Raw genomic sequence first — 23,572 nt, forward strand, 5'->3', positions numbered from 1 at the left:
ATGAACATGCAAAGCAAAACATTGACCGGTGGCCAGGCCCTGGTGCGCCTGTTGGCCAACTACGGCGTCGATACCGTGTTCGGCATTCCCGGCGTACACACCCTGGAGCTGTATCGCGGCTTGCCCGGCAGCGGCATCCGTCATGTGCTGACTCGTCATGAGCAGGGCGCCAGTTTCATGGCCGACGGCTACGCCCGGGTCAGCGGCAAACCCGGCGTGTGCTTCGTCATCACCGGCCCCGGCGTGACCAACGCCGCCACCGGCATCGGCCAGGCCTACGCCGACTCGATTCCGATGCTGGTGATTTCCAGCGTCAACCACAGCGCCAGCCTGGGCAAGGGTTGGGGCAGTCTGCACGAGTGCCAGGACCAGCGCGCAATGACCGCGCCGATCACTGCGTTCTCGGCCGTGGCACTGACTGCCGAAGACCTGCCGGAACTGATCGCCCGTGCCTACGCGGTGTTCGACAGCGAGCGCCCGCGTCCGGTGCACATCTCGGTGCCGCTGGACGTGTTGTCGGCGCCGATTGCCCGTGACTGGAGCAATGAGGTAGTGCGTCGTCCGGGGCGTGGCCCGGCGTCGACCACCGCAATTGATCAAGCCGTGGCCAAACTCAAGGCTGCCAAGCGGCCGATGATCATCGCCGGTGGTGGCGCCCTCAATGCCACCTCTGAACTGCAAGAAATCAGCACCCGGCTGGCCGCGCCACTGTTCACCAGCGTCGCCGGTAAAGGCCTGCTGCCGCCGGACGCGCCGCTCAACGCCGGCTCATCCCTGTGTGTGGAGTCGGGCTGGAACCTGATCGCCGAGGCTGACGTGGTGCTGGCGGTCGGCACCGAAATGGCCGACACCGACTTCTGGCGCGAACGCCTGCCACTCAATGGCGAACTGCTGCGCGTCGACATCGACCCACGCAAATTCAACGACTTCTACCCCTGCGCGGTGGCGTTGCATGGCGATGCGCAACAAACCCTCAGTGGCTTGCTTGGGCGCCTGCCAACCGACGTGCGCGAGGCCAGCGCTGCGATTGCCTCGGTCGCCGCACTGCGTAAAGCGGTCAAGGCCAGCCATGGCCCGTTGCAGTCGATCCATCAGTCGATCCTGGATCGCATTGCGGCGGAGCTGCCGGACAACGCTTTCATCAGCACCGACATGACCCAACTGGCTTACACCGGCAACTATGCCTTCGACAGCCTCGCCATTCGCAGTTGGTTGCACCCGACCGGCTACGGCACCTTGGGATATGGCCTGCCGGCCGGGATCGGCGCCAAATTCGGTGCGCCGCAGCGGCCTGGGCTGGTGCTGGTGGGCGACGGTGGTTTCCTCTACACCGCCCAGGAACTGGCCACCGCCGTGGAAGAACTGGACAGCCCGCTGGTGGTGCTGCTGTGGAACAACGATGCGCTGGGGCAGATCCGCGACGACATGCTCGGCCTGGACATCGAGCCCATCGGCGTATTGCCGCGCAACCCGGATTTCGCCGCCCTTGCGCGTGCCTTCGGCTGCACCGTGACCCAGCCGCAAAGCCTCGCCGAGTTGCAGACCGACTTGCGCCATGGCTTCAAGCGCAACGGCGTGACCCTGATCGAACTCAAGCATGCCTGTGCGCATTGATCTGCATTTTAAGGGGATGAAGCCATGCGCTTTTCCGATCTGACTCAACGTATCGCCGGTGACGGCGCCGCCGCGTGGGACATTCACTACCGGGCCTTGGCACTGCGCGAGCAAGGCGAAGACATTCTGCTGTTGTCCGTGGGCGATCCGGATTTCGACACGCCACAGCCCATCGTGCAGGGTGCCATCGATAGCCTGCTAAACGGCAACACGCACTATGCCGAGGTGCGCGGCAAGCGTGCCCTGCGTGAAGCCATCGCCAGGCGTCATCAACAACGCAGCGGCCAAAGCGTTTCGGCCGATCAGGTCACCGTACTGGCCGGGGCGCAATGTGCGCTGTTCAGCGTGGCCCAATGCGTACTCAATCCGGGTGACGAAGTGATCGTCGCCGAGCCCATGTACGTCACCTACGAAGCGGTATTCGGTGCTTGCGGTGCCGTGGTGGTGCCGGTGCCCGTACGCTCGGAAAACGGCTTTCGCGTGTTGCCCGAAGATGTCGCCGCGCGCATCACGCCACGCACCCGGGCACTGGCACTGAACAGCCCGCACAACCCGTCGGGCGCGAGCCTGCCGCGCAGCACCTGGGCCGCCTTGGCTGAGTTGTGCATCGGCCATGACCTGTGGCTGATTTCCGATGAGGTCTACAGCGAACTGCTGTTCGAAGGCGAACACGTCAGCCCGGCGAGTCTGCCGGGCATGGCCGAGCGCACCGCGACCCTCAACAGTCTGTCGAAATCCCACGCCATGACCGGTTGGCGCGTCGGCTGGGTGGTGGCGCCGCCATCTTTGGCCGCGCACCTGGAAAACCTCGCGTTGTGCATGCTCTACGGCTCGCCGGATTTCATTCAGGACGCCGCCGTGGTGGCCCTGGAAAGCAACCTGCCGGAACTCGAAGCCATGCGCGAAGCCTATCGCCAGCGTCGCGATCTGGTGTGCGACAGCCTGGCCGATTGCCCCGGCGTGCGGGCGTTGAAACCCGATGGCGGGATGTTCGTGATGCTCGATATCCGCCAGACCGGGCTCAGCGCCCAGGCGTTTGCCGACCGTCTGCTGGGTCGCCACGGCGTGTCGGTCCTGGCGGGCGAGGCCTTTGGTCCGAGCGCGGCGGGGCACATTCGCCTCGGTCTGGTGGTCGGTGCCGAACCGCTGCGCGATGCCTGCCAGCGCATTGCCCGTTGTGCCCAGGAATTGATGGAGGCCCAGGTTCATGCTTAATCACAAGACACTGTTCATTGATGGCCGCTGGCAAATCCCGTCGGGGCGGGGCATCGCCGAGGTGATCAACCCGGCCACCGAGGAAGTCTGCGGCAGCGTTCCGCTGGGTGATGAACTCGATGTTGAAAACGCCGTGGCGTCGGCTCGCCGGGCCTTCGCTTCATGGTCGCGCACGCCGTCCAGCGTGCGTGCCGGTTATATCCGTGCACTGGCCGATCAACTGCGCAATCGTGCCGATGAGATGGCCGCGGTCATCACAACGGAACTGGGCATGCCGGTGCAATGGTGCCGCTCGGTGCAGGTCGACGGGCCGATCACTGGCCTTGAGCAGTACGTCGAACTGGCGCATCTCATGGACGAGGTGCGCGAAGTCGGCAACTCGCTGGTGATCCGCGAGGCCGTGGGTGTCTGCGCGTTCATCAATCCGTGGAATTACCCGCTGCACCAGTTGATCGGCAAACTCGCCCCGGCACTGGCCGCCGGTTGCACGGTGGTGGTCAAGCCGAGTCAGGAAACCCCGCTGCATGCCTTCCTGCTGGCGCAGATGATCGAGGACATCGGCCTGCCTGCCGGGGTGTTCAACCTGGTCAGCGGTCCGGGTTCGAAAGTCGGCGAAGCGCTGGCCAAACACCGGGACGTGGACATGGTGTCGTTTACCGGCTCCACCGGTGCCGGGGTGCGGGTCGCGCAAGCGGCGGCACCTTCAGTCAAGCGCGTGTGCCTGGAACTGGGCGGCAAGTCGCCGTTGCTGATCGCCGAGGATGCCGACCTGGCAGCGGCGGTGCGCTACGGCGTGCAGGACGTGATGATCAACTCCGGCCAGACCTGCACCGCGCTGACCCGCATGCTGCTGCCGGCCAGCCGCTACGCGGAGGCCGTCGAACTGGTGCTGGCGGAAACGTTGAGCCTGCGCATGGGCGATCCCCTCGACCCGCAAAGCTTCCTCGGCCCGATGTGTTCGGCCGGGCAAAAACGAACCGTGCTCGATTACATCAAGGTCGGCCAACAGGAAGGCGCACGACTGCTGTGCGGCGGTGACACGCCAACGACGTTCGAGCGCGGGTTCTATGTCAGCCCGACACTGTTCGCCGATGTCGACAACCGCATGCGCATTGCCCAGGAAGAAATCTTCGGCCCGGTGCTGTGCCTGATTCCCTACGCCGATGAGGCGCAAGCGATCCAGATCGCCAACGACTCGCCGTTCGGCCTGTCCAGCGGCGTCTGGGCCGGCAGTGCCGAGCGTGCCTTGCAACTGGGGCGTCAGCTGCGCGCCGGTCAGTGCTTCCTCAACGGTGCGGCGTTCAATTATCAGGCGCCGTTCGGTGGCTACAAACAGTCGGGTAACGGTCGCGAATGGGGTGAGGAGGGGCTGAACGAGTTCGTCGAAGTGAAGGCGATCCAGGTGTGACGGTTGGCGATTCAAACGTTGTATGCACCGGGCCATGGCCCGGTGTCTTGCGTGGTTTTGAACCGGTAATTCATTAGCTTTTTGATCAGGGGCAATGCAATGAGCGATAACAAAAACAAGATTACTCAAGCGAACCATGAATTCAGTTTTCCGCGTAGAGACTTCCTCAAGTACAGCGCTGCTGCCGCAGCGGTGGCCGGGGCGTTCTCCATGGGCCTGCCGTTCGGTGCCTTCGCCGAAGACGCCACGCCAAAACCCGGCGGCGTACTGCGTCTGGGCCTGGCCGGAGGCAGCACCACGGACTCTAAGGATCCGGGCTCCTGGGCGGACACCTTCACCTTCGTCGGCTTCTCGGCGGTCTATAACACCCTGACCGAAATTGCCGTCGACGGCACCGCGATCCCCGAACTGGCGGAAAGCTGGATCTCGACCCCGGACGCGCGCATCTGGACCTTCAAAATCCGTCAGGGCGTGACCTTCCACAACGGCAAGACCCTGACCGCCGACGACGTGGTCGCTTCGATCCAGCACCACCTCGGCGAGAAATCCACCTCGGCGGCCAAGACCGTGCTGGGTGACGTGGCCAAGGTCAGCGCCAACGGCAGCGACAGCGTGGTGTTCGAACTGCACTCGGGCAACGCCGACTTCTCGTATGTGGTCGCCGATTACCATCTGGCGATCATGCCGAGCAAGGATGGCGCGGCGGACTGGCAGGCCGGCGCCGGCACCGGTGGCTATCGCCTCAAGGACTTCGAGCCGGGTGTGCGCATGACCCTGGAACGCAGCCCCGATTACTGGAAACCGGGCCGGGCACACTTCGCCAGTGCCGAGCTGATTGCCATTGCCGACGGCGCGGCGCGGGTCAATGCGCTGGTCACCGGGCAAGTGGATGTGATCAACAAGGTCGACCTGAAAACCGTCGCGCTGCTCAAGCGCAACCCGAATCTGGTCATCGAAGAAACCAAAGGCGCCCAGCACTACACCTTCCCGATGCTCACCGACAGTCAGGTGTTCCAGAACAACGACGTGCGCCTGGCGATGAAGCATGCGATCAACCGCGAAACCCTGCTGGCTTCGGTGCTGCATGGCTATGGCCTGGTGGGCAACGACCATCCGATCCAGCCTGGCAGCCGCTTCATCAACACTGCGCTGGAGCAGCGCACCTACGACCCGGACAAGTCGCGCTTCTACCTGAAAAAGGCCGGTCTGGATTCGCTCAAAGTTCGCCTGCAAGCCTCCGACGCTGCCTATACCGGCGCCGTGGATGCTTCGGTGCTGTTCAAGGAACAGGCTCGCGCCGCCGGGATCGACATCGACGTGGTGCGCGAACCGGCGGACGGCTTCTTCTCCAACGTGTGGATGAAGCAACCGTTCACCACTTCGTTCTGGTACAGCAGCCTGACCGCCGACCGCATGTTCAGCATCGGTTACGCCAAGGGCGCGGCGTGGAACGAAACCCACTGGGACAACCCGCGCTTCAATCAACTGCTCAACGCCGCTCGCGGCGAAATGAACGACCCGCTGCGCCGCGAGATGTACAACGAAATGCAGGCGCTGTGCCGGGACGAGGGCGGGGCGATCGTGCCGTTGTTCGCAAGCTCGGTGGCGGCGCGCTCGAACAAGGTTGCTCACGGCGCACAGACCGCGCCCTATGGCGAGCTGGATGGCCTGCGGGTGATCGAGCGGTGGTGGCAGGCGTGATGCCGGGTTCGATCAAACAATGACGATCAACTGTGGGAGCGGGCTTGCTCGCGAAAGCGGTGTGTCAGTCGCCACATATGTCAGCTGACAGAACCTCTTCGCGAGCAAGCCCGCTCCCACAGGGGAAATCGCTGCCTTCAAAGACGTGCCAAATTCAAGGAACTGCACGATGAGAAGTATTTTCAAGCTGTTGGGGCAGCGTCTGGCGCTAGGCCTGCTCTCGCTGTTCGCCGTCTCAGTGATCATTTTCCTGGCCGTCGGCATGCTCCCGGGCGATATCGCCCAGGCCATGCTGGGCCAGTCGGCCACCCCGGAAACCGTGGCCGCCTACCGCGCGCAACTGGGGCTGGACCTGCCGCCATTGTCCCGCTTTGGCCACTGGATCTGGCAGTTGCTGCACGGTGATCTCGGTGTGTCGCTGGCCAACCAGCGGCCGATCGCCGAACTGGTGGGTACGCGTTTGGGCAACACCTTCAGCCTCGCATTGCTGGCAGCGCTGGTGTCGGTTCCGCTGGCTTTGCTGCTGGGGATGCTCGCGGCGCTGTACCGCAACAGCTGGTTCGACCGTTTGCTCAACACCTCGGCGCTGAGCGCGGTGTCGTTCCCCGAGTTTTTCGTCGCCTACATCCTGATCCTGGTGTTCGCGGTGAAGCTCAACTGGTTCCCGAGCATTTCCAACCTCGCGCCGGACGCCTCGTTGGGCACGGTACTGGAGCGTTCGGTGTTGCCGGTAGCGACTCTGAGCCTGGTGGTCATCGCGCAGATGATGCGCATGACCCGCGCATCCTTGATCAACCTGCTGGCCAGCCCCTACATCGAAATGGCCCGGCTCAAGGGCATCAGCCAGTCGCGGATCATCTTCCGTCACGCCTTGCCCAATGCCCTGGCCCCCATCGTCAACGTAGTGGCGCTGAACCTCGCGTACCTGGTGGTTGGCGTGGTGGTGGTCGAGGTGGTGTTTGTCTATCCGGGGCTCGGCCAGTTGCTGGTGGACTCGGTGGCCAAGCGTGACATCCCGGTGGTGCAGGCCTGCAGCCTGATCTTCGCCGCGACCTACATCCTGCTCAACACCAGTGCCGATGTGCTGTCGATTGCCAGCAACCCACGCCTGATGCATCCGAAGGGGTAGACCATGAGCCTGTTAAAACAAGTGTGGCAGGCGCCCCTGAGCGCCAAGTTCGGTTTGTTGATGATCCTGCTGTACGTGCTGGTGGCGGTGTTCGCGCCGGTATTGGCACCGTTCGGCGAAACCCAGGTGGTGGGCGAGGGCTTCGCCCCCTGGGGCGGGCAGTTCCTGTTGGGCACCGATAACCTGGGGCGCGACATGTTCAGTCGCCTGGTCTATGGCGCGCGCAACACCCTGGGCATAGCCTTCCTCACCACCGTCCTGGCGTTTCTGCTCGGCGGCTTGAGCGGCTTGATCGCGGCGATCAAGGGTGGTTGGGTCGACCAGGGATTGTCCCGGGTGGTGGACATCCTGATGGCCATTCCGCAACTGATCTTTGCCTTGCTGATTCTCAGCGTGGTCGGCACCACGGCGACGTCGCTGGTGCTGGTGATTGCGCTACTGGATGCGACCCGGGTGTTTCGGCTGTCTCGTGCTGTGGCGATGAACGTGGTGGTGCAGGATTTCGTCGAAGCCGCACGCCTGCGCGGTGAAGGCCTGTGGTGGCTGGTGACCCGCGAGGTGTTGCCGAACGCGGCGGCACCGCTGATTGCCGAGTTCGGCCTGCGTTTCTGCTTCGTGTTCCTGTTCATCAGTGCGCTGTCGTTCCTCGGCCTGGGCATCCAGCCGCCCACCGCCGACTGGGGCAGCATGGTGCGCGACAACGCGGTGCTGATCACCTTTGGCGACATCAGCCCGTTGCTGCCCGCCCTGGCCGTGGCCTTGATCACAGTCAGCGTCAATTTCGTCGTCGACTGGATGCTGCACAAATCCAGCGGCCTCAAGGAATGCTGAACATGACGACCTCAAAACCTTTGCTGGAAATCCGCAACCTGCACATCGAAGGCCACTACGAAGATGCCTGGCATCCGCTGATCAAGGGCATCGACCTGACCCTGCAACGGGGCGAGGTGCTGGGGCTGATCGGCGAGTCCGGCGCGGGCAAGTCGACCCTCGGCCTGTCGGCCATGGGCTACACCCGCGACGGCTGCCGGATCACCGGCGGCTCGGTGCACTTCGACGGCATCGACTTGCTCAACGCCAAGCCTGAAGCCCTGCGTAAACTGCGGGGGCTGCGTATTGCCTATGTGGCACAGAGCGCGGCAGCCTCGTTCAACCCGGCCCATCGCCTGATCGACCAGCACGTCGAAACCGCTGTGAAAAACGGCGGCATGAGCCGCGAGCAGGCCATGCGCGAGGCGGTGGAGTTGTACCGGGTGCTGCGCTTGCCCAATCCCGAAACCATCGGCCAGCGCTATCCGCATCAAGTCTCCGGCGGTCAGTTACAGCGGGTCATGACCGCCATGGCGATGGCCTGCCATCCGGACCTGATCATCTTCGACGAACCGACCACCGCGCTGGACGTCACCACCCAGATCGAGGTGCTGGCAGCCATTCGTGACGCAGTCGCGACCTATGGCAGCGCGGCGATCTACATCAGCCACGACCTGGCGGTGGTGGCGCAGATGGCCGACCGCATCATGGTGCTGCGTCACGGCAAACTGGTGGAAGAGGCCGAGACCCGGCAGATGCTCGGCGATCCGCAGGAGGACTACACCAAGTCGCTGTGGGCGGTGCGCAGTTTCCGCACCGAACCCAAGGCCTGTCCGCAGCAGGAACAACCGCTGCTGGAACTGCGCAACAGTTGCGCCAGTTATGGCCAGCAACCGGTGCTGCACGACGTTTCCCTCAAGCTTTACCGTGGTCAGACCCTGGCGGTGATCGGTGAGTCAGGCAGCGGCAAAAGCTCCACGGCGCGGCTGATCACCGGATTGCTGCCACCGACTTACGGCCAGGTGCTGTACGACGGCGAACCCTTGCCGGCGGACTTTCGCCAGCGCAGCAAGGAGCAACTGCGGCGCATCCAGATGATCTACCAGATCCCCGACACCGCGCTGAATCCGCGTCAGCGCATCGTCGACATTATCGGCCGGCCGCTGACGTTTTATCTGGGCCTCAAGGGTAAAGCCATGCGCGCCCGGGTTGCCGAACTGCTGGAGATGATCGAACTCGACCCCGCGACCTTCATGGATCGTCAGCCTCGGGAACTGTCCGGCGGGCAGAAGCAACGCATCTGCATCGCCAGGGCCCTGGCGGCCGAACCGCAACTGATCATCTGCGATGAAGTGACCTCGGCCCTCGACCAACTGGTGGCTGAAGGCGTACTGAAGTTGCTCAACCGCATCCAGCAGCAACTGGGTGTCGGCTATCTGTTCATCACCCACGATGTTGCTACTGTGCGGGCGATCGCCGATGAGGTATTGGTGATGCAACGGGGCAGGGTGGTGGACCACGGCTCGCGCAGCCAGATCTTCACCCCGCCGCATCAGGACTACACCGGGCTGCTGTTTTCTTCCGAACCGCAAATGGACCCCGACTGGCTCGACCGGTTGCTGGCCACGCGCGCTTCCACACCTTCAACCGATACGCTGGAACAAGTCTAAGGAACCACCATGAAAGTACTGATCGTCCACGCTCACCCGGAGCCACAATCCTTCACCGCCGCCCTGCGGGACCAGGCTGTCGCCACGCTTGAAGCCCAGGGCCACGAAGTGCAGGTCAGCGACCTGTACAAAATGAACTGGAACCCGGTGGCCAGCGACGCGGACTTCTCGAATCGGGAAAACCCCGAATACCTGGTCTATGCCCTGGAACAACGCCTGGGCGTGAAGAGCCAGTCGCTGGCGGCGGATATCCAGGCTGAGCTGGACAAACTGCTGTGGGCCGACCTGCTGATCCTCAACTTCCCGATCTTCTGGTTCTCCACCCCGGCCATGCTCAAGGGCTGGATCGACCGGGTGCTGGTGTCGGGCATCTGCTATGGCGGCAAGCGTTTTTACGATCAGGGCGGCCTGGCCGGCAAGAAAGCGCTGGTGACCGTGACCCTGGGCGGGCGTGAGCACATGTTCGGCGAAGGTGCGATCCATGGTCCGCTGGAGGACATGCTGCGGCCGATCCTGCGTGGCACCCTGGCTTATGTTGGTTTTGATGTGCTGGAGCCGTTCGTGGCCTGGCATGTGCCGTACATCAGTGACGAGGCGCGCCAGCAGTTTCTGGTGGATTACGGGCAGCGACTGCAGCATCTGAGCGATGATCAACCGCTGGTGTTTCCGAAGTTGGCGGAGTTTGATGACAAGCTCTATCCGCTGACAACCAATGCCTGATTAACACCCTAAACCCTGTGGGAGCGAGCTTGCTCGCGATGAGGACATCAGCTTCAACATCTATGTTGACTGAGCCACCGCCATCGCGAGCAAGCTCGCTCCCACAGTTTTTTGTTGTGTGCCAGGTATTCTGCAGCCTGCTGTTCCGGATCTGTTTAACGGCTGTCAGCGTTACTTCCAGCAAGCTACGACGGCTTGCGTCATTGCCTACAGCTACGCCAGAACCCGCCGGCTTGTGCGTCTTGGAGTCGGGTTCTATCGTTTGCCGGTCGCTGGAAAACAACAGCGATCGGGTTTGGTAGCCCGGTTATCCAGGCGCAGAGCACCACGCTTTACAGAGTATTTTGTCTCTGCTTAATGGTGGTCATGCGTAGGGCGTCTTCGGATGCGCCGGGTTCCTGGGCCGGTCTACCAACCTGCGTATGGCCACCACCCCTCGTTTGGTATTGGCAGTGAATCGGGCGCTGGATCGGCTCGATCCGGCTGAGTAACCGCACATCCGCAGTTCACCAATAGACCTGCAGGAGCGAGCCTGCTCGCGATATCGGCCGTACATTCGACATTTATGTGCCTGATACACCGCCATCGCGAGCAGGCTCGCTCCTGCACAACGTCCACCGCTTGTTCGGAAGTCCTTCTGTGCGGGGCCGTTGAACTACACTTTTCAGTTGCTCCACCCGATCGGCAGGCGACGCATGGCGCCGCTTGCCGCCCGCCAGTCGACCCAAAGGCTTGCCCGATGTGGCAAGCCTGTCGGAGGTCATCATGAAACGATTTTCACCGGTCAGCCTATGTATCGCATTGTCGATTTTGAGTGCCCCGGGTTGGGCGCAATCGGTGGTGCCGATGAAAGGGCAAAGTTCGCAACAAACCCAGGCCGACATCAACGAATGCAACAGCATCGCCGCCAGCCAGAGCGCCTCGACGGCTTCCACGCCTTCCGGCGGGAGGATCAAGGGTGCTGCTGCCGGGGCCGCCGCCGGCGCGGTCGGGGCCCAGGTGCGGGGCAATCAGCATGACGAAGCTTATGATCGTGTCGACGATGACAGGAAACAGGACTATCGCCAGAACCGCGCCAAGGAGACGGCGGCGGCCGGCGCCGTGGTCGGTGCTTCACGTCAGCGCCAGGAACGCCGGGAGCAATCGAAAACCACCCAGGCGAACACCACGACGGCTTACACCAGCTGTTTGCAGGGCAAGGGTTATCAGGTCAATCCTTGAATCAGGTATGGAACACACTGTGGGAGCGAGCTTGCTCGCGATGGTGGCGGCACATTCGACATCCAGGTGTCTGACCCACCGCTATCGCGAGCAGGCTCGCTCCCACAGGGATCTTCAGTGTTTCGAGAATTCGGTCAAGAGCACAATGTCCGGGGCTTGAGCTCGCTGTTTCAAGAAAACAGACGGATAAGGAAACGGTCTGTAGCTCCAATCTGACAACCGTTCATCGGTGAACTACGCTGCGATACGTACTCTGGATTTGAATTTCGTGACGTAAGGATCTGACACATGCGGAGCAGGCTGCTCGCTGTAATGTTTACTGTTTTCGGGATGTTTTGGTCGGTGCAACTGTGGGCCGAAGACGCACCGAAAGTGGTCGATGCTCCCGTTGAATTGAAAGTGGCCAACCGCAGCATCATGGTGTTTCGCGCGACCATCCTCGGTGAAGCCCCGGCCTCGCGGGTCAAACGGGCGAAAGCGGTGATCGGTGAGGCGCTGGATGACGCCGACGACCTCAATGTCACCCTCGACCCGATCATGAAAAGCTACATGGTGCTGCTGGGGTCTCGCCGTGCTTTTATCGTTTCGCCCACAGATGTCGACGAGACCGAATTCGACTCGGTGCAACTGGCCGCCGAATCCGCGGCCGACAGGCTGCGCCAGGTCGTGGCCGAAACCCGGGAAGCCCGTAGCCTGCAGTTGATCCTGCGTTCCGTCGTCGCTGCGTTGCTGGCCACCGGCATTTACATCGCGCTGCTGTTCGGCATGTCGTACCTGCGGCGCAGAGTGCTGCAGAAACTGCCTGAACTGATGCATCGGCACACCCAGGCGCTGAAAGTCGGAAAGGTTCCGCTGATCGACGCCAACTTCCTTTATCCCTTGGTCAGCCGCGTGCTGGAGTTGCTGCGCTGGGTCATCGTGCTGCTGCTCTCTTACGAGTGGTTGGGGTTTGTCCTGTCGCGGTTTCCCTATACCCGGCCTTGGGGTGAAAGCCTTAACAACTATCTGCTGGAAGTCGCCGACTATTTGCTGCAAGGGATTCTAGGGGCCATCCCCGGGCTCGGCGTGGCGCTGGCGATCTTTTTCATTGCCCGTGGCGCGACAGCGTTCTCTCGCCGGATACTGCGGCGCATGGCCACGCCTGGCACCTTCAACTGGCTGAACCACGAAACCCTTAAACCGACTCAGCGCCTGACTTCGCTGGCGATCTGGTTGTTTGCCCTGGCCATGGCTTATCCCTACTTGCCGGGTGCGGGTACTGATGCGTTCAAAGGCTTGTCGGTGCTGGTCGGCCTGATGATCTCCCTGGGTGCTTCCAGCGTCGTCGGGCAGGCGGCGGCCGGATTGATCCTGACGTACACCCGAACCCTGCGTCCCGGTGAGTTCGTGCGCATTGGCGAGCACGAAGGGACGGTCACTGAGCTGGGCATGTTCACCACGAGCATTCGTACCGGCCTGGGCGAAGTGCTGACCCTGCCCAACTCGATGATCACCGGCACGGTCACCAAGAACTACTCACGGGTCGTACAAGGCCCCGGTTATGTGGTCGATACCGTAGTCACCATCGGTTATGACACCCCCTGGCGGCAGGTCGAAGGGATGTTGCTGGAAGCCGCCAGACGCACGCCCGGCGTCCTCGAAACCCCACCGCCGCAGGTGTTCCAGACGGCATTGTCGGACTTCTACCCGGAATACCGGCTGGTGGCCCAGGCCATACCCAGCCAGCCTCGACCGCGCGCCGTGCTGCTGAGCATGCTGCACGCCAACATCCAGGACGTGTTCAACGAGTACGGTGTGCAGATCATGTCGCCGCACTATCTGGGCGATCCGCAACAAGAGAAATGGGTGCCCAGGGACAAGTGGTACATGGCACCTGCGCAGGAATCGAAGGAGACGTTGAAGTAATGGCAGGGTGGGGTAGGTAGGGCGAGGACAAGCATTGTGCAGAGTGCGATGAGCGGCCCGGGGGAGGCCGCTCAGTTGTAGCGGTGTCAGAAAAGCATATAGGCGGATGCAGTCGTCTGATTCAGGTCGATCTCTCCGACCTCCAGAACTTCGTATTCAGCGCGCACGCCGATGTTGCGAAAGACATCGAACTCGACGCCGACACCATAGGTCAGGTCAACCCCGGTATCGTCGTCGGTGGCATTACCGTCGGCGTCCCAGGCGTGAGCACCGACACTGCCGAATACCCGCAACCGATCGCCCAGCGGAAAGCCGACATGGGCGGCAGCCTGAGCCGATTTACCATCGAAATCGACATTCTTGTCCTTGAATTGACCCAGGTCTACGTAGGCCCCCTCGAAGGCCAGGTAGCTATTGACGCGATACCCGGCATAAACCTTGTAGCTGGTGTCGTCGTCGTCCAATCTGGATTCGTCGGTCTGTATGCTGCTTACGCCAGCTCCAAGATATAAACCTTTGTCATCAGCGAGCGCCTGAAAAGACAGCAGCGATAGCAGTGAAGCGAAGCCAAGGTTTCGAAGTAGCATGGGTGGTGGAGTCCTTCTTCAGGTTTGTCTGGTGTTAGGGTTCGGCGAGCATTTGAGGGGCCATGAAGGGTTAATAAAAATCATTGATTGATATTTTTGAGTCGTAAGGCGGGATGTTTTCCGGACATTGAAAGTAGCGTCTTGCCAATGCTTGAATTGGCAGCGCTTTGGAGAACAACCAGCCTTGTGCCAATAGAACCCCCTCCGAGACCAGATGCGGCAGTTGCTCCTGAGTCTCGACACCTTCGGCCACGACCTTGAGTCTCAGCGACCTGGCCAACTGGGCAATGTGGCGCCACAAGGCATCCTTGGCCGCGATCTTGTCGTCGGCGATGAATGAGCGATCTAATTTCAGAATGTCGAAAGGCACTGAATCGAGGAGCGAAAGGTTGGAATAGCCGATACCGAAGTCGTCCACGGCAATACGATGTCCGCACGCACGAAGCCGTCGCAATTGCAGGGCGGCAGGCTTCTGATCGATCAGGGTCCTTTCGGTGATTTCAAAAGCCATGGCGGACACTGGCATGTTGTAGGTTGCCAGCACGCTGGCCACATAGTCTGGAAAACTTGGGTCCTGGATATCCTGGGCGCAAAGATTGACCGTAATGTAGAAGTCCTTGCACGCCCAAAGGTAGGTGCTGTAATCCTCCGCCACCTGTCGAATCACCGAACGTGTAAGTACGCGGATCAAGTCGGATTTTTCCGCCACCGCAATGAAAACATCCGCAGGCACTTGGGTGCCGTTGTCGTTCCAGCGGGAAAGTGATTCAGCGCCCACCAGATAGCCCGTCGTCAGGTTGACGATAGGCTGGTAGTGAACATCCAGCCTGTTGGCTTTCAGGGCATTGCGAAGCCGTACGGCGGTAGAGGTGTAATGCCGTTTGACACACCATGCGAGCAAAAACAGCGCTGCGAAAACGCACACAAGGCCAATGAATAATTTGAATTTGAGACTCGTCAGGTAGCTCAACGGAAGAGAAATGACCGAGATCAGTTCATTTCGGTTGCCCGCAAAGGCGATGAGGACCTTGTCTGCCGAGGTAACCAGTTCTTCCAGGTGGAACGGTTTCTGCACCGTCAGCGGTTTGTGGCCCGTAGAGGCAATGGGCACTGCGCCGCCGGGGCCGATGAGGTCCAGTTGCAGGTCCTTGGGAAACTTCAAGTTGTCGAGCAGGAGCTTCTTGTTTGCCCAGACGTAGGTTGACTGTTCCGACACAATGATAAAATCGGAGTCCGCAGAAACCGTGTGGCCAGCATCCACCCAGTAGGTTCGCTTTCCAACGGAAAACTTGCGCTTGTCGCTATCGGCCAGTATCGAGGGAGGTGCTTGTCCGTAGGAGGAACAGATCTTGCCATTGGGCAACTGGATTGCCGCTTGATCAACAAATCGCAGGTTCTTGACCAGGTCAGCCAGTTGTGAGTATTGCTCTACGGAGCATTCCTGACCCGAGCGATCGAGATCGCCGAGGGTTTCCAGTACTTTGTCGATCTGCGCATTGGGCTCCACTTGAGCAGCACGCAGATCGGCATAAACATTATTCAACTTCCGTGCAACGAATTGATCCGCCAACCCTCCAGCACAGAACCATGCGGCCCAACCTGTTGCAGCAATCAGACATACAGTGACTGCGTGCCTTCCAAGTAACGCTTTATATGCGGCAACCATCGAAAAACTCCGAGGTATCATTAATTCGCTGTGCTTTCTGTAGTCACGGATTAAGCGACTTCAGTACCAGTCAATTACCCAAGCCAACAAGATGCCGCTGGCATAGACGGTAATACACAGTGCGATTTTCTGCTTGAGTGGAAGTGTGTTTATTCGATGTTGCATGCTTATCTCCTTGAGTAGGCAAATAAGCAATTGTGGAAACTTGTGGTTAATCAAGGGAAATCATTAATCATCATTTTCGCGGCTTTGATAAACGCCTGTTAACGATAATTTCTATCCCCGACGACCTGGTTGTAAACAGATGTTGTCGTGTTCCTTGGCCTGGCCGAGTTGCGCTTGGCCGTTTCCGACGGCGTCTCTCCGTAAGCCAGTTGATAGGCCTTGGAAAACCGGCCCAGATGGTGAAAATTCCAAAACATCGCGGTTTCTGTGACGGTAGGCCACGTTTTATTGATCAGGTCGCGACGGGCGCTTGCGAGTCTCAAGTTCCTGATATAAGCAATTGGCGATATCCCGAACGTTTCAATAAAGCCAAAATGCAAAGTGCGTGTGGTGGTTTCCAGTTGCCTTACCAGCGATTTTATAGTGAGCGTTTTTTTTGTGTTTTCATGGATGTACTGTATGGCTTGTATCGCCACCTTTCTTCTTGTCGGGACTTTGCGGATGAAGCGGCCAGCGGGCGTCAATGATTGCAACAGAGAAGCGAGTACCGCACTTTCAATCGTCGAACCCTCTGTTTCGCTGCACTGTGCTGAAGCTGCGTCGTTGATGTCGACACAGCAAGCGCTGATGGCTTGAATGGCCGATTGTATGAATTGAAAGTTTTCAACCTGGAAGCTGTGTTGTGTTCTGTTTGCAAGGATATCTATGACAGAGTGATTTTGACGGCACCGATCATAGTTTTCCAGTGTCGTGGTGATGGTGAAAAGTGTTTCATTCGGTTCGCAGGTGTAATGCACCGATTCATCACTGTGCAGTACGATGACTTCGTCAGGCCGTAGTTTTTGATTGTTCACGACGGGGCGGCCAATCGGTGCCTGGGAGATGGCGAATGTGACGAATCCGGCAGGGACAGAACTGACCAGCGTCACGGATGAGTCGAACTCAAGGCGACTGCACTGCAGTTGCGGACTGTGAAAGAGTTTGTGTTGCCGAATGCGCGCTTCATGCTCGGTCGGAATAAGGCTCATTTCCCATTTGCCTATTGTTCTGTTCAGTTGGCTCGGCAAGGCAGAAGACAAATGAAAGATCTCGTCGGGCGGTGCGATACTCATGAAATTGAAGGCTCATCTGTTAAATGATAAGGGTCAAGCCTGACGGGCAGTCATGGAGAAGATACGCGATTGGGCGTTCTTGCTGTCCGTGAGATCGACCCCATTGTCACTGGCTTTGAACGGGTTTTCAGAGTCCCCGGATCAGTTCCAGTTCCGCCGAAAATGCGTACTTGCTGTCCAACGGTGAGTCGTCCATGTGTTGAACCTTGCGCGGATCGATTTTCGAACTGAAGATCTGCGATTGGGGTTTCATCGGGTCAATGGCTGCTGCTGTAAAGGCGTAAAAGTCGTCGATACGATAACCGTTTTTTACCTGATAGCCAGTTTTCACAGTAGTTGGGGCCTTTTTGTTGGTTTCGACACTCGTTAATTTGGCACTGTAGACACCCTTGTCGTCGGCCATGGCCTTGAGAGAAAGCAATAAACCAAACGACACGGTGACGAAGTTTTTCAGTAGCATCGAGGCGATTCCTTATTAACAGTGTATTCAGGCAGCGCAGAATGTCAGCTGCATCTCTGCCACGACTTGGGCTGCAAATAATCTCACTTCGATGGTGCCTGCCAAAGTCAATAACTCATATTTGCCAGGCCGTCAGAAGAGGCCAGTCAGCACTTGCCTCGGTGAATACCACGCTCCTCAAAGAAGTATGAGCGAACTGGCGTAGCTCATGCCTGTGTCACTTTGTGGTGGGGCGGGGAGAGTAGAATCACTGCTCTGCTCGTCTGCATGATACTCATTCTCACTGTGAATCTTCAGGTGCGATAGTTTCTGGCTGTCATCCGGGCTTGTTTCAACTTCATAATATTCAATGGTCGTGCTTTCGACGGAGTGCTCGTCGTGCGCCAACGAATAAAGTGGAAAGGCAGACAGAAACAAGACCCCCAGGAATCTGAAAGTCGTCGATTTATGGGCTCGCAGGAAATGCATGGCGTTCACTTGATTCCCCCTGTAGGGCATTGTCCCGGACGAGAATCAAGCGGGCTCGATTCCAAGGATTATCGAGGAGGGATTTTTGGCGGGGGAGACGTTTGATTCAAATCAATAAGTATTATTTTTGTTTGAAAATCTTTGATGTGAACCTTTGCCAGGCGGGTGCCGAGCCCGTTCGGGAGCCCGATTAATGGTTCATGCAGCGCAAACGGCCAAGTTCATGGATGTAAAAACACACCGCGTTTTTATCCTGGGTCGGGATCAACTCGTAGTTCAGAATGGCGCCTTCTTGCAAGACGTATTGACGTCTAAAGAACAAGTCAGGGGTCTTTTCAATGGCAAAAAGTTCATTGTCCTGGCTGAGCTTGATGTTGCTGACTTTGATCTCGACGTGTTTATTGGTTTCTCCGATTATGTTCGCTGAGATGGTCGCGTTGCGGATTTTCCCATTCAGGCTTTCCAGCGTGGTCCCCGTGAGCCTGCCATGCCCGATAGTGAGGTACTCTTCGGTGTTGAGTTGGTTGAGATCTTCCAGCCATTGTCGGGATTTTGTCTGGTAACTGATATTTTCCATGTAGTGCGAAGGTGAGTAAACGAAAGAGAAAATGCACAGTGCATTGACCAAGCCTATAAGAGGCCAGTGAACCGCTTGCGAAATTTCAAATTTCATAAAGTGACTTCCAGACATTGACGAATCATCAAGGCGAGGTCCCTTTCGCTGCTGTTCAATTGTAGATTTGCAGTGCTTAGATCCTGGCGGATGCACGAAACGGAATAATTGGCTTTATACAGGTTGATCCAGACCTGGCCCTTCAGGTTTGGTGGCAGCTGTTCGGTTTGTTTGGCCGACAACTCCATCAGCGCTTGCGCCTCGGCAAGATCACTGCCCACGGCGTGTATGACCAGTCCATTCTTGTCGGCACTGGAAATTTCAATTTTTGGCGCGTCGAAGTCGAATTGAAAAACAGTAAAGGCAACGACTGCCAGCGTAACGATATAAGCGATCAGCTGGGCTTTTGTAATGCGCGCGGATTCATTGGTTTTACCTGAGGGTGCAAGCAGCCCATCACTACCAGCCGGCGGTAGTTGCTCAGCGACGGGGGCAGGGGGCTGCGTTGTTTCCTCCCGGGGTGCCGGTACATCCGCTTGTGCATCGACGACACATTGCCGGTTGAAGCAATATCCTCGTCGAGGAACAGTCATCAAGATCTCGTGATCCCGGCTGTCATTGAGAATATTGCGTAGTGAGAAAACCGTTTGATTCAAACTGCCGGAGGCAACCACGCGGTCATTCCAGGTGTATTCGATGATTTCATCGCGGCTTTTAGTGACACCTGGCTCCATGAGCAGCAGGTCCAACAGGCGCGACTCAGCTCTACCTAGCGTGGAATTCTGTACATCTCCATGGGGTGTTGTAATGGAAAGCATGGCGCTGTCCGGGTCGAACACCGCGACGGCGCCATTTTTCAACTTGAAGGTGTAACTCATAGAAATCTTCCGTTCAGGCGGTGCTGGCCTGAGTATAGGGGCCGGATTTGGCTCGGTACATTCTGGTCTGGGAAGTGAACGAAGATGAGGGCCCAGCGGAAGGTGCACTGTGTGTTGCATTTACGATGCTGGATTGGCTCGTTTCAGAGGCGTGCAGTTCGGCAAACAGCCCTGTCTGTCAGAGGTATCCGTTCAATCATACAAAGGAAAAGCATCGCTGGATGACCCATGGTTTTCGATTTGGACACCATGAATAATGCTTGGAATGGAATAACTGCGCTATCCGAAAACTGCAAGCTCGGGCAGGAGGGGGGGGGCGCGCGGCCACACCTCAATGAACTAACCTCGCTGTTGCGCCAGGTTTCTGTATCAGCCTGAACTATCAGGATACAAATCAATGATGGTGTTCTTGTGCACTTGGCTTGTGAAAGATTATTTTTGATTCTTATTAGCTTTTAACCAGGGACGTTACCGATTTAAATGGATCTCGAGGAACGTTGCGTGTTCACGGTTTGTTTGTCGCGGCGTCAACGATCCTCACCTCTCGTTCTACGACTTTGCCCCGAGTCCTTTCATGAAGGGCCCGGGGCTTTTTTTTGGTTCTTCACGCCGTTGTCGTCATCGATCAAGGCAAAACATCGTAGCCACGTTGTTGCAGGCAGCTGCTGTAGACGGAGTTGTTGGCGGTGATGCTTTGTTCGCTCTCACTCAGATTCTCCCGGCGCGCCTGGCGTTGCCTGGCGCCCCCCACGACGACGCCGGCAGCCGCGGCACTGCGTGCGTGGTTCTGGCGATAGTCTTGGCGGGTATCGTCGTCGATCTGGTCATAGACGTTTTCATGTTGGCGGCCCCGAACTTCCGCCGCCGTCGCACCGGCTACCGCAGCGGTTGCGGCGCCCTTGGCCCGACCACCGGAGGGCACGGTGCTTTGTACCGGATGCTGCGCGTTGCCCTGGGATTGGCAGGCACTGGTGTCCTGCTGGATGGTCTGGGAGGTCTGACCTTTGAGGGGAATCACGGTCGCCGCCAGGGCGCTGGTGCTCGGCAACAGCATCAGGATCGCCAGGGTATGGGCCAGAATTTTCATCATAGAGTCTCGCGTCAGACGTCGGCACGGCTAACGGTTTGTCAGAGGGAAAACGCGGCGTGGCGCCACGTTGAAACCCCATGCCGGTCTGCTTGCGATGCCATCCAATGCCGGTGGACGGCAGGCACTTTCACGCTTGCGATGGGGTTTGCTTGAACGTCAGTGCTTGAGGAGCAGGGCCTGCATATCGTCTGACATGCCTTTGAGTGCAACCTTGAAGTCATTGGCAACGATCGGCTGCTTGGCATTCTTGATGGTCTCGCCGAACACCTTGCGCACGATCTTCGCTACCGGCAAACCGGTTTTGGCGTCGATCAGGTTGGCTTCGATGTACATCTCGGCGGTCTGGTCCCGGTGCCCGGTGGCTGCTTGTGTCGCCCCGACAATCGCCCCGATTGGTACGACTTCATACCAGTGCATGCCTTCGTTGTTGGCGCTGACGTGAGTGATCGCCGCCTGCAGGATCAGCGACCGTGAATTGGTTGGCGCCAACTGTGGATATGGGACGATCGCATAGCGGCGGGCAAAGGCGGTCTTGACGCTGTTGCTGGCCATCAATTGCAGGTCTTGCAGGGTTTTCAGGCTGACGCGAGCAGTCGGCTGCGGCGATGGATACAGTTCCATCTGCCTGAACACCACAGTGGAATACGCGCGTGGATCGAACCCTGGCGATACCCAGCGCAATACTTTCTGCTCACTTGGCGTAGTTTGCTCCTCCAGGCCCTGGTAATTGCCCAGGAAGCCCGAGTATTGCTCTTGCTGCGCGACTTGCGAGACACAGCCGACCTGAAATACACAGCTCAAAGCAATACCCGCAATCCATTTATTCGACATGCCCATATGTTTGGTTCTCAAGTGATGAAAGTTGTCATTCGGGTTCCGACCTGGCCCCGGGCAATGGTCCGGGCGCCTTGTTTTCAGGCACTGGTATTTGCCGGTCGGTTACGCAAAGCAGGTGCTTGCACGCCGGTCAATGCGGGCCGAATGCTGCCCGTAGCGGCGGGATAATCCGAATCAATAACTCTCAAAAACTGTTAAACACACGGTCGGGACAAATTGCACATCGATCACAGTTGCCTACGCTAACCCTTTGCAACGCCGGTTTTGGCATCGCCGTAACGTTCCTGTTCCCACGCCGATACGCCGTTTCGGACGGCCTGAAGGAGGCATCGCATGGACCGATTCACCGGCGGTTGTTTGTGCGGCAAAGTGCGTCTTGTCGCGTCGGGGCGCCCGTTCCGGGTTGGTGTTTGTCACTGTCTCGACTGCCGCAAGCACCATGGGGCGCTGTTCCACGCGTCCGCGATATTTCATCAGGATGCCGTGACAATCGAGGGCGAAACGCGTGACTACGCCGGGCGGCACTTCTGTCCGCAGTGCGGTTCGTCGGTGTTCTCACGCAGCGCAGACGAAGTCGAGGTGAACCTTGGATCTCTGGATGCCCCTGACCAGTTGACGCCAACCTACGAGAGCTGGACTGTGCGGCGCGAGGCCTGGTTGCCGGCGTTTGCACTCACCCGACACTACGAGCGCGATCGAGACGGCACGGGGCGATTTGAGGATTAGCGGGCACCTGTTCATATGCCATAACAAGCGGCTATGACAATGAGCGCGAGAAAACACACCAACTGAACGCTAAAGAAGGCAAACCGAACTGCCACGAACGCATTGGTTTGCTCATGGGAGACGTGAACCAATGACTGGCACACGCGAGCGATCAGGACGAGTGTGGACAAGTAGTTCACTGCGGCGCCGTTGACATCAAGGGCTGTAATCACGAACACGATGACGCCAAACACAGGCAGGTTTTCCACACAGTTGGCGTGGGCTCTAGTCCCGCGGCGATACCAATCTTCTCCTTCGAGCCGATCGCTTCGGAAAGAGGCGATCGGAACACTCGAGAACAGGATTGCGACCCAGCGATAAACCCCGACGGTTGCCATCAATAGCAGCAAGGTCCAGGTTGCAAACCCAAGCAGCATCCACATCGGTATCGTCATGGCCGCCATCCTCAATGGTTCATTATCAGCACGTCGTCCCGCAGCGCGACCGACGAGCAGTCAGTCGCGCGCTGTCGGTCAATTGCTCATGATGGGGGCCAGAGCGGTCTGAATCCTGGACATCTGTGCCGGCGTTGTCATCTGCGTCAGCAGTCGACCGAAGTGTGGATGCCGTACGCCCGAGATAATGTATTGCCAGCGGTAGGCGCTCAGCACGCAGGCCTTGATTTGCGCGGTCTCATCGACACTGAACGATCGTGAAGCATGACTGATGAAGTAGTCGGCATCGGCTGCCGATTGTGCCTGCAGGATTGCGTCGACGGCCGCTACCAGCGCAATCAGGTCATTCACTGCCTGGTCGTGCTCGGCCGACGAGAGTTTCGCGTGCTCGTCCTGCCATTCCAGTTCATCGAGTACGACGTGCCGGCTTTCATCCTTCCAGTGGAATTTGAAGACATCCTTGAACAACGGGCACAGTTCCTCGCGCGGGGCGATGCTTTGCACGTAGTGCGCCTGAACAAACAGCTCGATGTGACAGGTCAGTGCCAGCACCGACCAGGTACTGGCCGCCAGTACCGCGCGCGCCACCTCGTTTGGATCGGCAACCTGACGATATCCCGCTGGCAATTTCGAACTCATCATCGTCTCCATGCGCCGAAACAACTCCTGGTGCTTGATCTCGTCGTTGGAAAAACGCACCAGCGCTTCAAGGGCCAGTTGATTGTCAAATACATGGGCCCGCCCCTGATCGAGCATCTTGGCGCTGATAAAACGCTCGACCAGGCCAAAGATGTACGCATAGGTCCGGCCCTGGATCTGACTGAGCAGGCGCGCCTGGGCCGCATCGAGAAAGGTCAGGCGGTCGACCTGCGACAGTCCGTCGGGGAGGAATTTGCGCGAGAAGTCGAAACTGCGGTCCTGGAGCAGATCGCGATCGATCTGCCATTCGGACTTTTTCGATGACCTGACCATTTGCGCATAACGGGCGGTGTTGCCTGACGCTGAACCGGGTAGGGTAACGACGCTGTTCATATGGATCTCCTGCTGCCCTGGTGGCGTTGGAATGGGGCAATTTCGATTGACGTCGGAGCCAATGACCCTGGGTGAAGCCTCTGGGGACAGTTTCGATCGCTGATTCCGCGT

The 23,572-nt window shown here is 58.8% G+C and carries 21 protein-coding genes; 11 read left to right on the forward strand and 10 right to left on the reverse strand.

Going from position 1 to position 23,572, the window contains the following annotated elements:
- The first annotated feature begins 6 nt into the window (after positions 1-6).
- The 10 genes from KGB20_RS21300 to KGB20_RS21345 all read left to right on the forward strand — a co-directional run bounded on the left by KGB20_RS21300 (position 7) and on the right by KGB20_RS21345 (position 13,393).
- The gene (locus KGB20_RS21300) at positions 7-1,614 is read left to right on the forward strand and encodes a 5-guanidino-2-oxopentanoate decarboxylase (protein ID WP_154909000.1); all 1,608 of its coding nucleotides are present in this window, start codon (positions 7-9) and stop codon (positions 1,612-1,614) included.
- Between the two features lie 24 nt (positions 1,615-1,638).
- Positions 1,639-2,829, forward strand: a complete 1,191-nt coding sequence (locus KGB20_RS21305) for a pyridoxal phosphate-dependent aminotransferase (RefSeq protein WP_154909001.1) — start codon at positions 1,639-1,641, stop codon at positions 2,827-2,829.
- Positions 2,822-4,237, forward strand: a complete 1,416-nt coding sequence (locus tag KGB20_RS21310) for an aldehyde dehydrogenase family protein (protein ID WP_154909002.1) — start codon at positions 2,822-2,824, stop codon at positions 4,235-4,237. The genes KGB20_RS21305 and KGB20_RS21310 overlap by 8 nt, the downstream gene beginning before the upstream one ends.
- 99 nt (positions 4,238-4,336) lie before the next feature.
- Positions 4,337-5,938: an ABC transporter substrate-binding protein gene (locus tag KGB20_RS21315; protein WP_154909003.1), complete on the forward strand. Its 1,602-nt coding sequence runs from the start codon at positions 4,337-4,339 to the stop codon at positions 5,936-5,938.
- A 169-nt stretch (positions 5,939-6,107) separates the two neighbouring features.
- Positions 6,108-7,067: an ABC transporter permease gene (locus KGB20_RS21320; protein ID WP_057714915.1), complete on the forward strand. Its 960-nt coding sequence runs from the start codon at positions 6,108-6,110 to the stop codon at positions 7,065-7,067.
- Positions 7,068-7,070: 3 nt separating this feature from the next.
- Entirely contained in the window at positions 7,071-7,898 is an 828-nt protein-coding gene (locus KGB20_RS21325; protein WP_057714914.1) for an ABC transporter permease, read from the forward strand.
- Positions 7,899-7,900: 2 nt separating this feature from the next.
- Complete coding sequence (locus KGB20_RS21330) at positions 7,901-9,547, forward strand: ABC transporter ATP-binding protein (protein WP_102669585.1); 1,647 nt, start codon at positions 7,901-7,903, stop codon at positions 9,545-9,547.
- Between the two features lie 9 nt (positions 9,548-9,556).
- On the forward strand, positions 9,557-10,267 hold the full coding sequence (locus KGB20_RS21335; RefSeq protein ID WP_057714912.1) for an NAD(P)H-dependent oxidoreductase: 711 nt from the start codon (positions 9,557-9,559) through the stop codon (positions 10,265-10,267).
- A gap of 765 nt (positions 10,268-11,032) precedes the next feature.
- Positions 11,033-11,488 (forward strand): YMGG-like glycine zipper-containing protein, encoded by a 456-nt coding sequence (locus tag KGB20_RS21340; protein WP_057714911.1) that lies wholly within the window; start codon positions 11,033-11,035, stop codon positions 11,486-11,488.
- 288 nt (positions 11,489-11,776) lie between these two features.
- A complete protein-coding gene (locus tag KGB20_RS21345; protein ID WP_154909004.1) occupies positions 11,777-13,393 on the forward strand; it encodes a mechanosensitive ion channel family protein in 1,617 nt (538 codons plus the stop codon).
- An 86-nt stretch (positions 13,394-13,479) separates the two neighbouring features.
- Here the strand turns inward: KGB20_RS21345 and KGB20_RS21350 are convergent, their stop codons facing one another.
- The 8 genes from KGB20_RS21350 to KGB20_RS21385 form a co-directional block, all read right to left on the reverse strand.
- The gene (locus tag KGB20_RS21350; protein WP_154909005.1) at positions 13,480-13,980 is read right to left on the reverse strand and encodes an outer membrane beta-barrel protein; all 501 of its coding nucleotides are present in this window, start codon (positions 13,978-13,980) and stop codon (positions 13,480-13,482) included.
- Between the two features lie 70 nt (positions 13,981-14,050).
- Positions 14,051-15,646 (reverse strand): EAL domain-containing protein, encoded by a 1,596-nt coding sequence (locus KGB20_RS21355; RefSeq protein ID WP_154909006.1) that lies wholly within the window; start codon positions 15,644-15,646, stop codon positions 14,051-14,053.
- 263 nt (positions 15,647-15,909) lie between these two features.
- Positions 15,910-16,923, reverse strand: a complete 1,014-nt coding sequence (locus tag KGB20_RS21360; protein WP_154909007.1) for a helix-turn-helix domain-containing protein — start codon at positions 16,921-16,923, stop codon at positions 15,910-15,912.
- A 127-nt stretch (positions 16,924-17,050) separates the two neighbouring features.
- Positions 17,051-17,383: a hypothetical protein gene (locus KGB20_RS21365; protein ID WP_154909008.1), complete on the reverse strand. Its 333-nt coding sequence runs from the start codon at positions 17,381-17,383 to the stop codon at positions 17,051-17,053.
- 658 nt (positions 17,384-18,041) lie between these two features.
- A complete protein-coding gene (locus KGB20_RS21370) occupies positions 18,042-18,524 on the reverse strand; it encodes a hypothetical protein (RefSeq protein ID WP_154909009.1) in 483 nt (160 codons plus the stop codon).
- Positions 18,521-19,342, reverse strand: coding sequence for a transcriptional regulator (locus KGB20_RS21375; protein WP_154909010.1), 822 nt, complete (start codon positions 19,340-19,342; stop codon positions 18,521-18,523). Before KGB20_RS21375 ends, KGB20_RS21370 begins: the two co-directional genes overlap by 4 nt.
- Positions 19,343-19,967: 625 nt before the next feature.
- Complete coding sequence (locus KGB20_RS21380) at positions 19,968-20,429, reverse strand: hypothetical protein (protein ID WP_223532972.1); 462 nt, start codon at positions 20,427-20,429, stop codon at positions 19,968-19,970.
- A gap of 159 nt (positions 20,430-20,588) precedes the next feature.
- On the reverse strand, positions 20,589-21,269 hold the full coding sequence (locus KGB20_RS21385; RefSeq protein ID WP_057714902.1) for a DUF3313 domain-containing protein: 681 nt from the start codon (positions 21,267-21,269) through the stop codon (positions 20,589-20,591).
- 333 nt (positions 21,270-21,602) lie between these two features.
- Here KGB20_RS21385 and KGB20_RS21390 point away from each other — a divergent pair, with 333 nt between their 5' ends.
- Positions 21,603-21,995, forward strand: a complete 393-nt coding sequence (locus tag KGB20_RS21390; protein ID WP_057714901.1) for a GFA family protein — start codon at positions 21,603-21,605, stop codon at positions 21,993-21,995.
- Between the two features lie 11 nt (positions 21,996-22,006).
- Here the strand turns inward: KGB20_RS21390 and KGB20_RS21395 are convergent, their stop codons facing one another.
- The gene (locus tag KGB20_RS21395; RefSeq protein ID WP_057716609.1) at positions 22,007-22,429 is read right to left on the reverse strand and encodes an MAPEG family protein; all 423 of its coding nucleotides are present in this window, start codon (positions 22,427-22,429) and stop codon (positions 22,007-22,009) included.
- A 78-nt stretch (positions 22,430-22,507) separates the two neighbouring features.
- Complete coding sequence (locus KGB20_RS21400) at positions 22,508-23,461, reverse strand: diiron oxygenase (RefSeq protein ID WP_154909011.1); 954 nt, start codon at positions 23,459-23,461, stop codon at positions 22,508-22,510.
- Between the last annotated feature and the right edge of the window lie 111 nt (positions 23,462-23,572).

The sequence above is a fragment of the Pseudomonas sp. BF-R-30 genome, from assembly GCF_019956175.1.
Lineage (GTDB): Bacteria > Pseudomonadota > Gammaproteobacteria > Pseudomonadales > Pseudomonadaceae > Aquipseudomonas > Aquipseudomonas jessenii.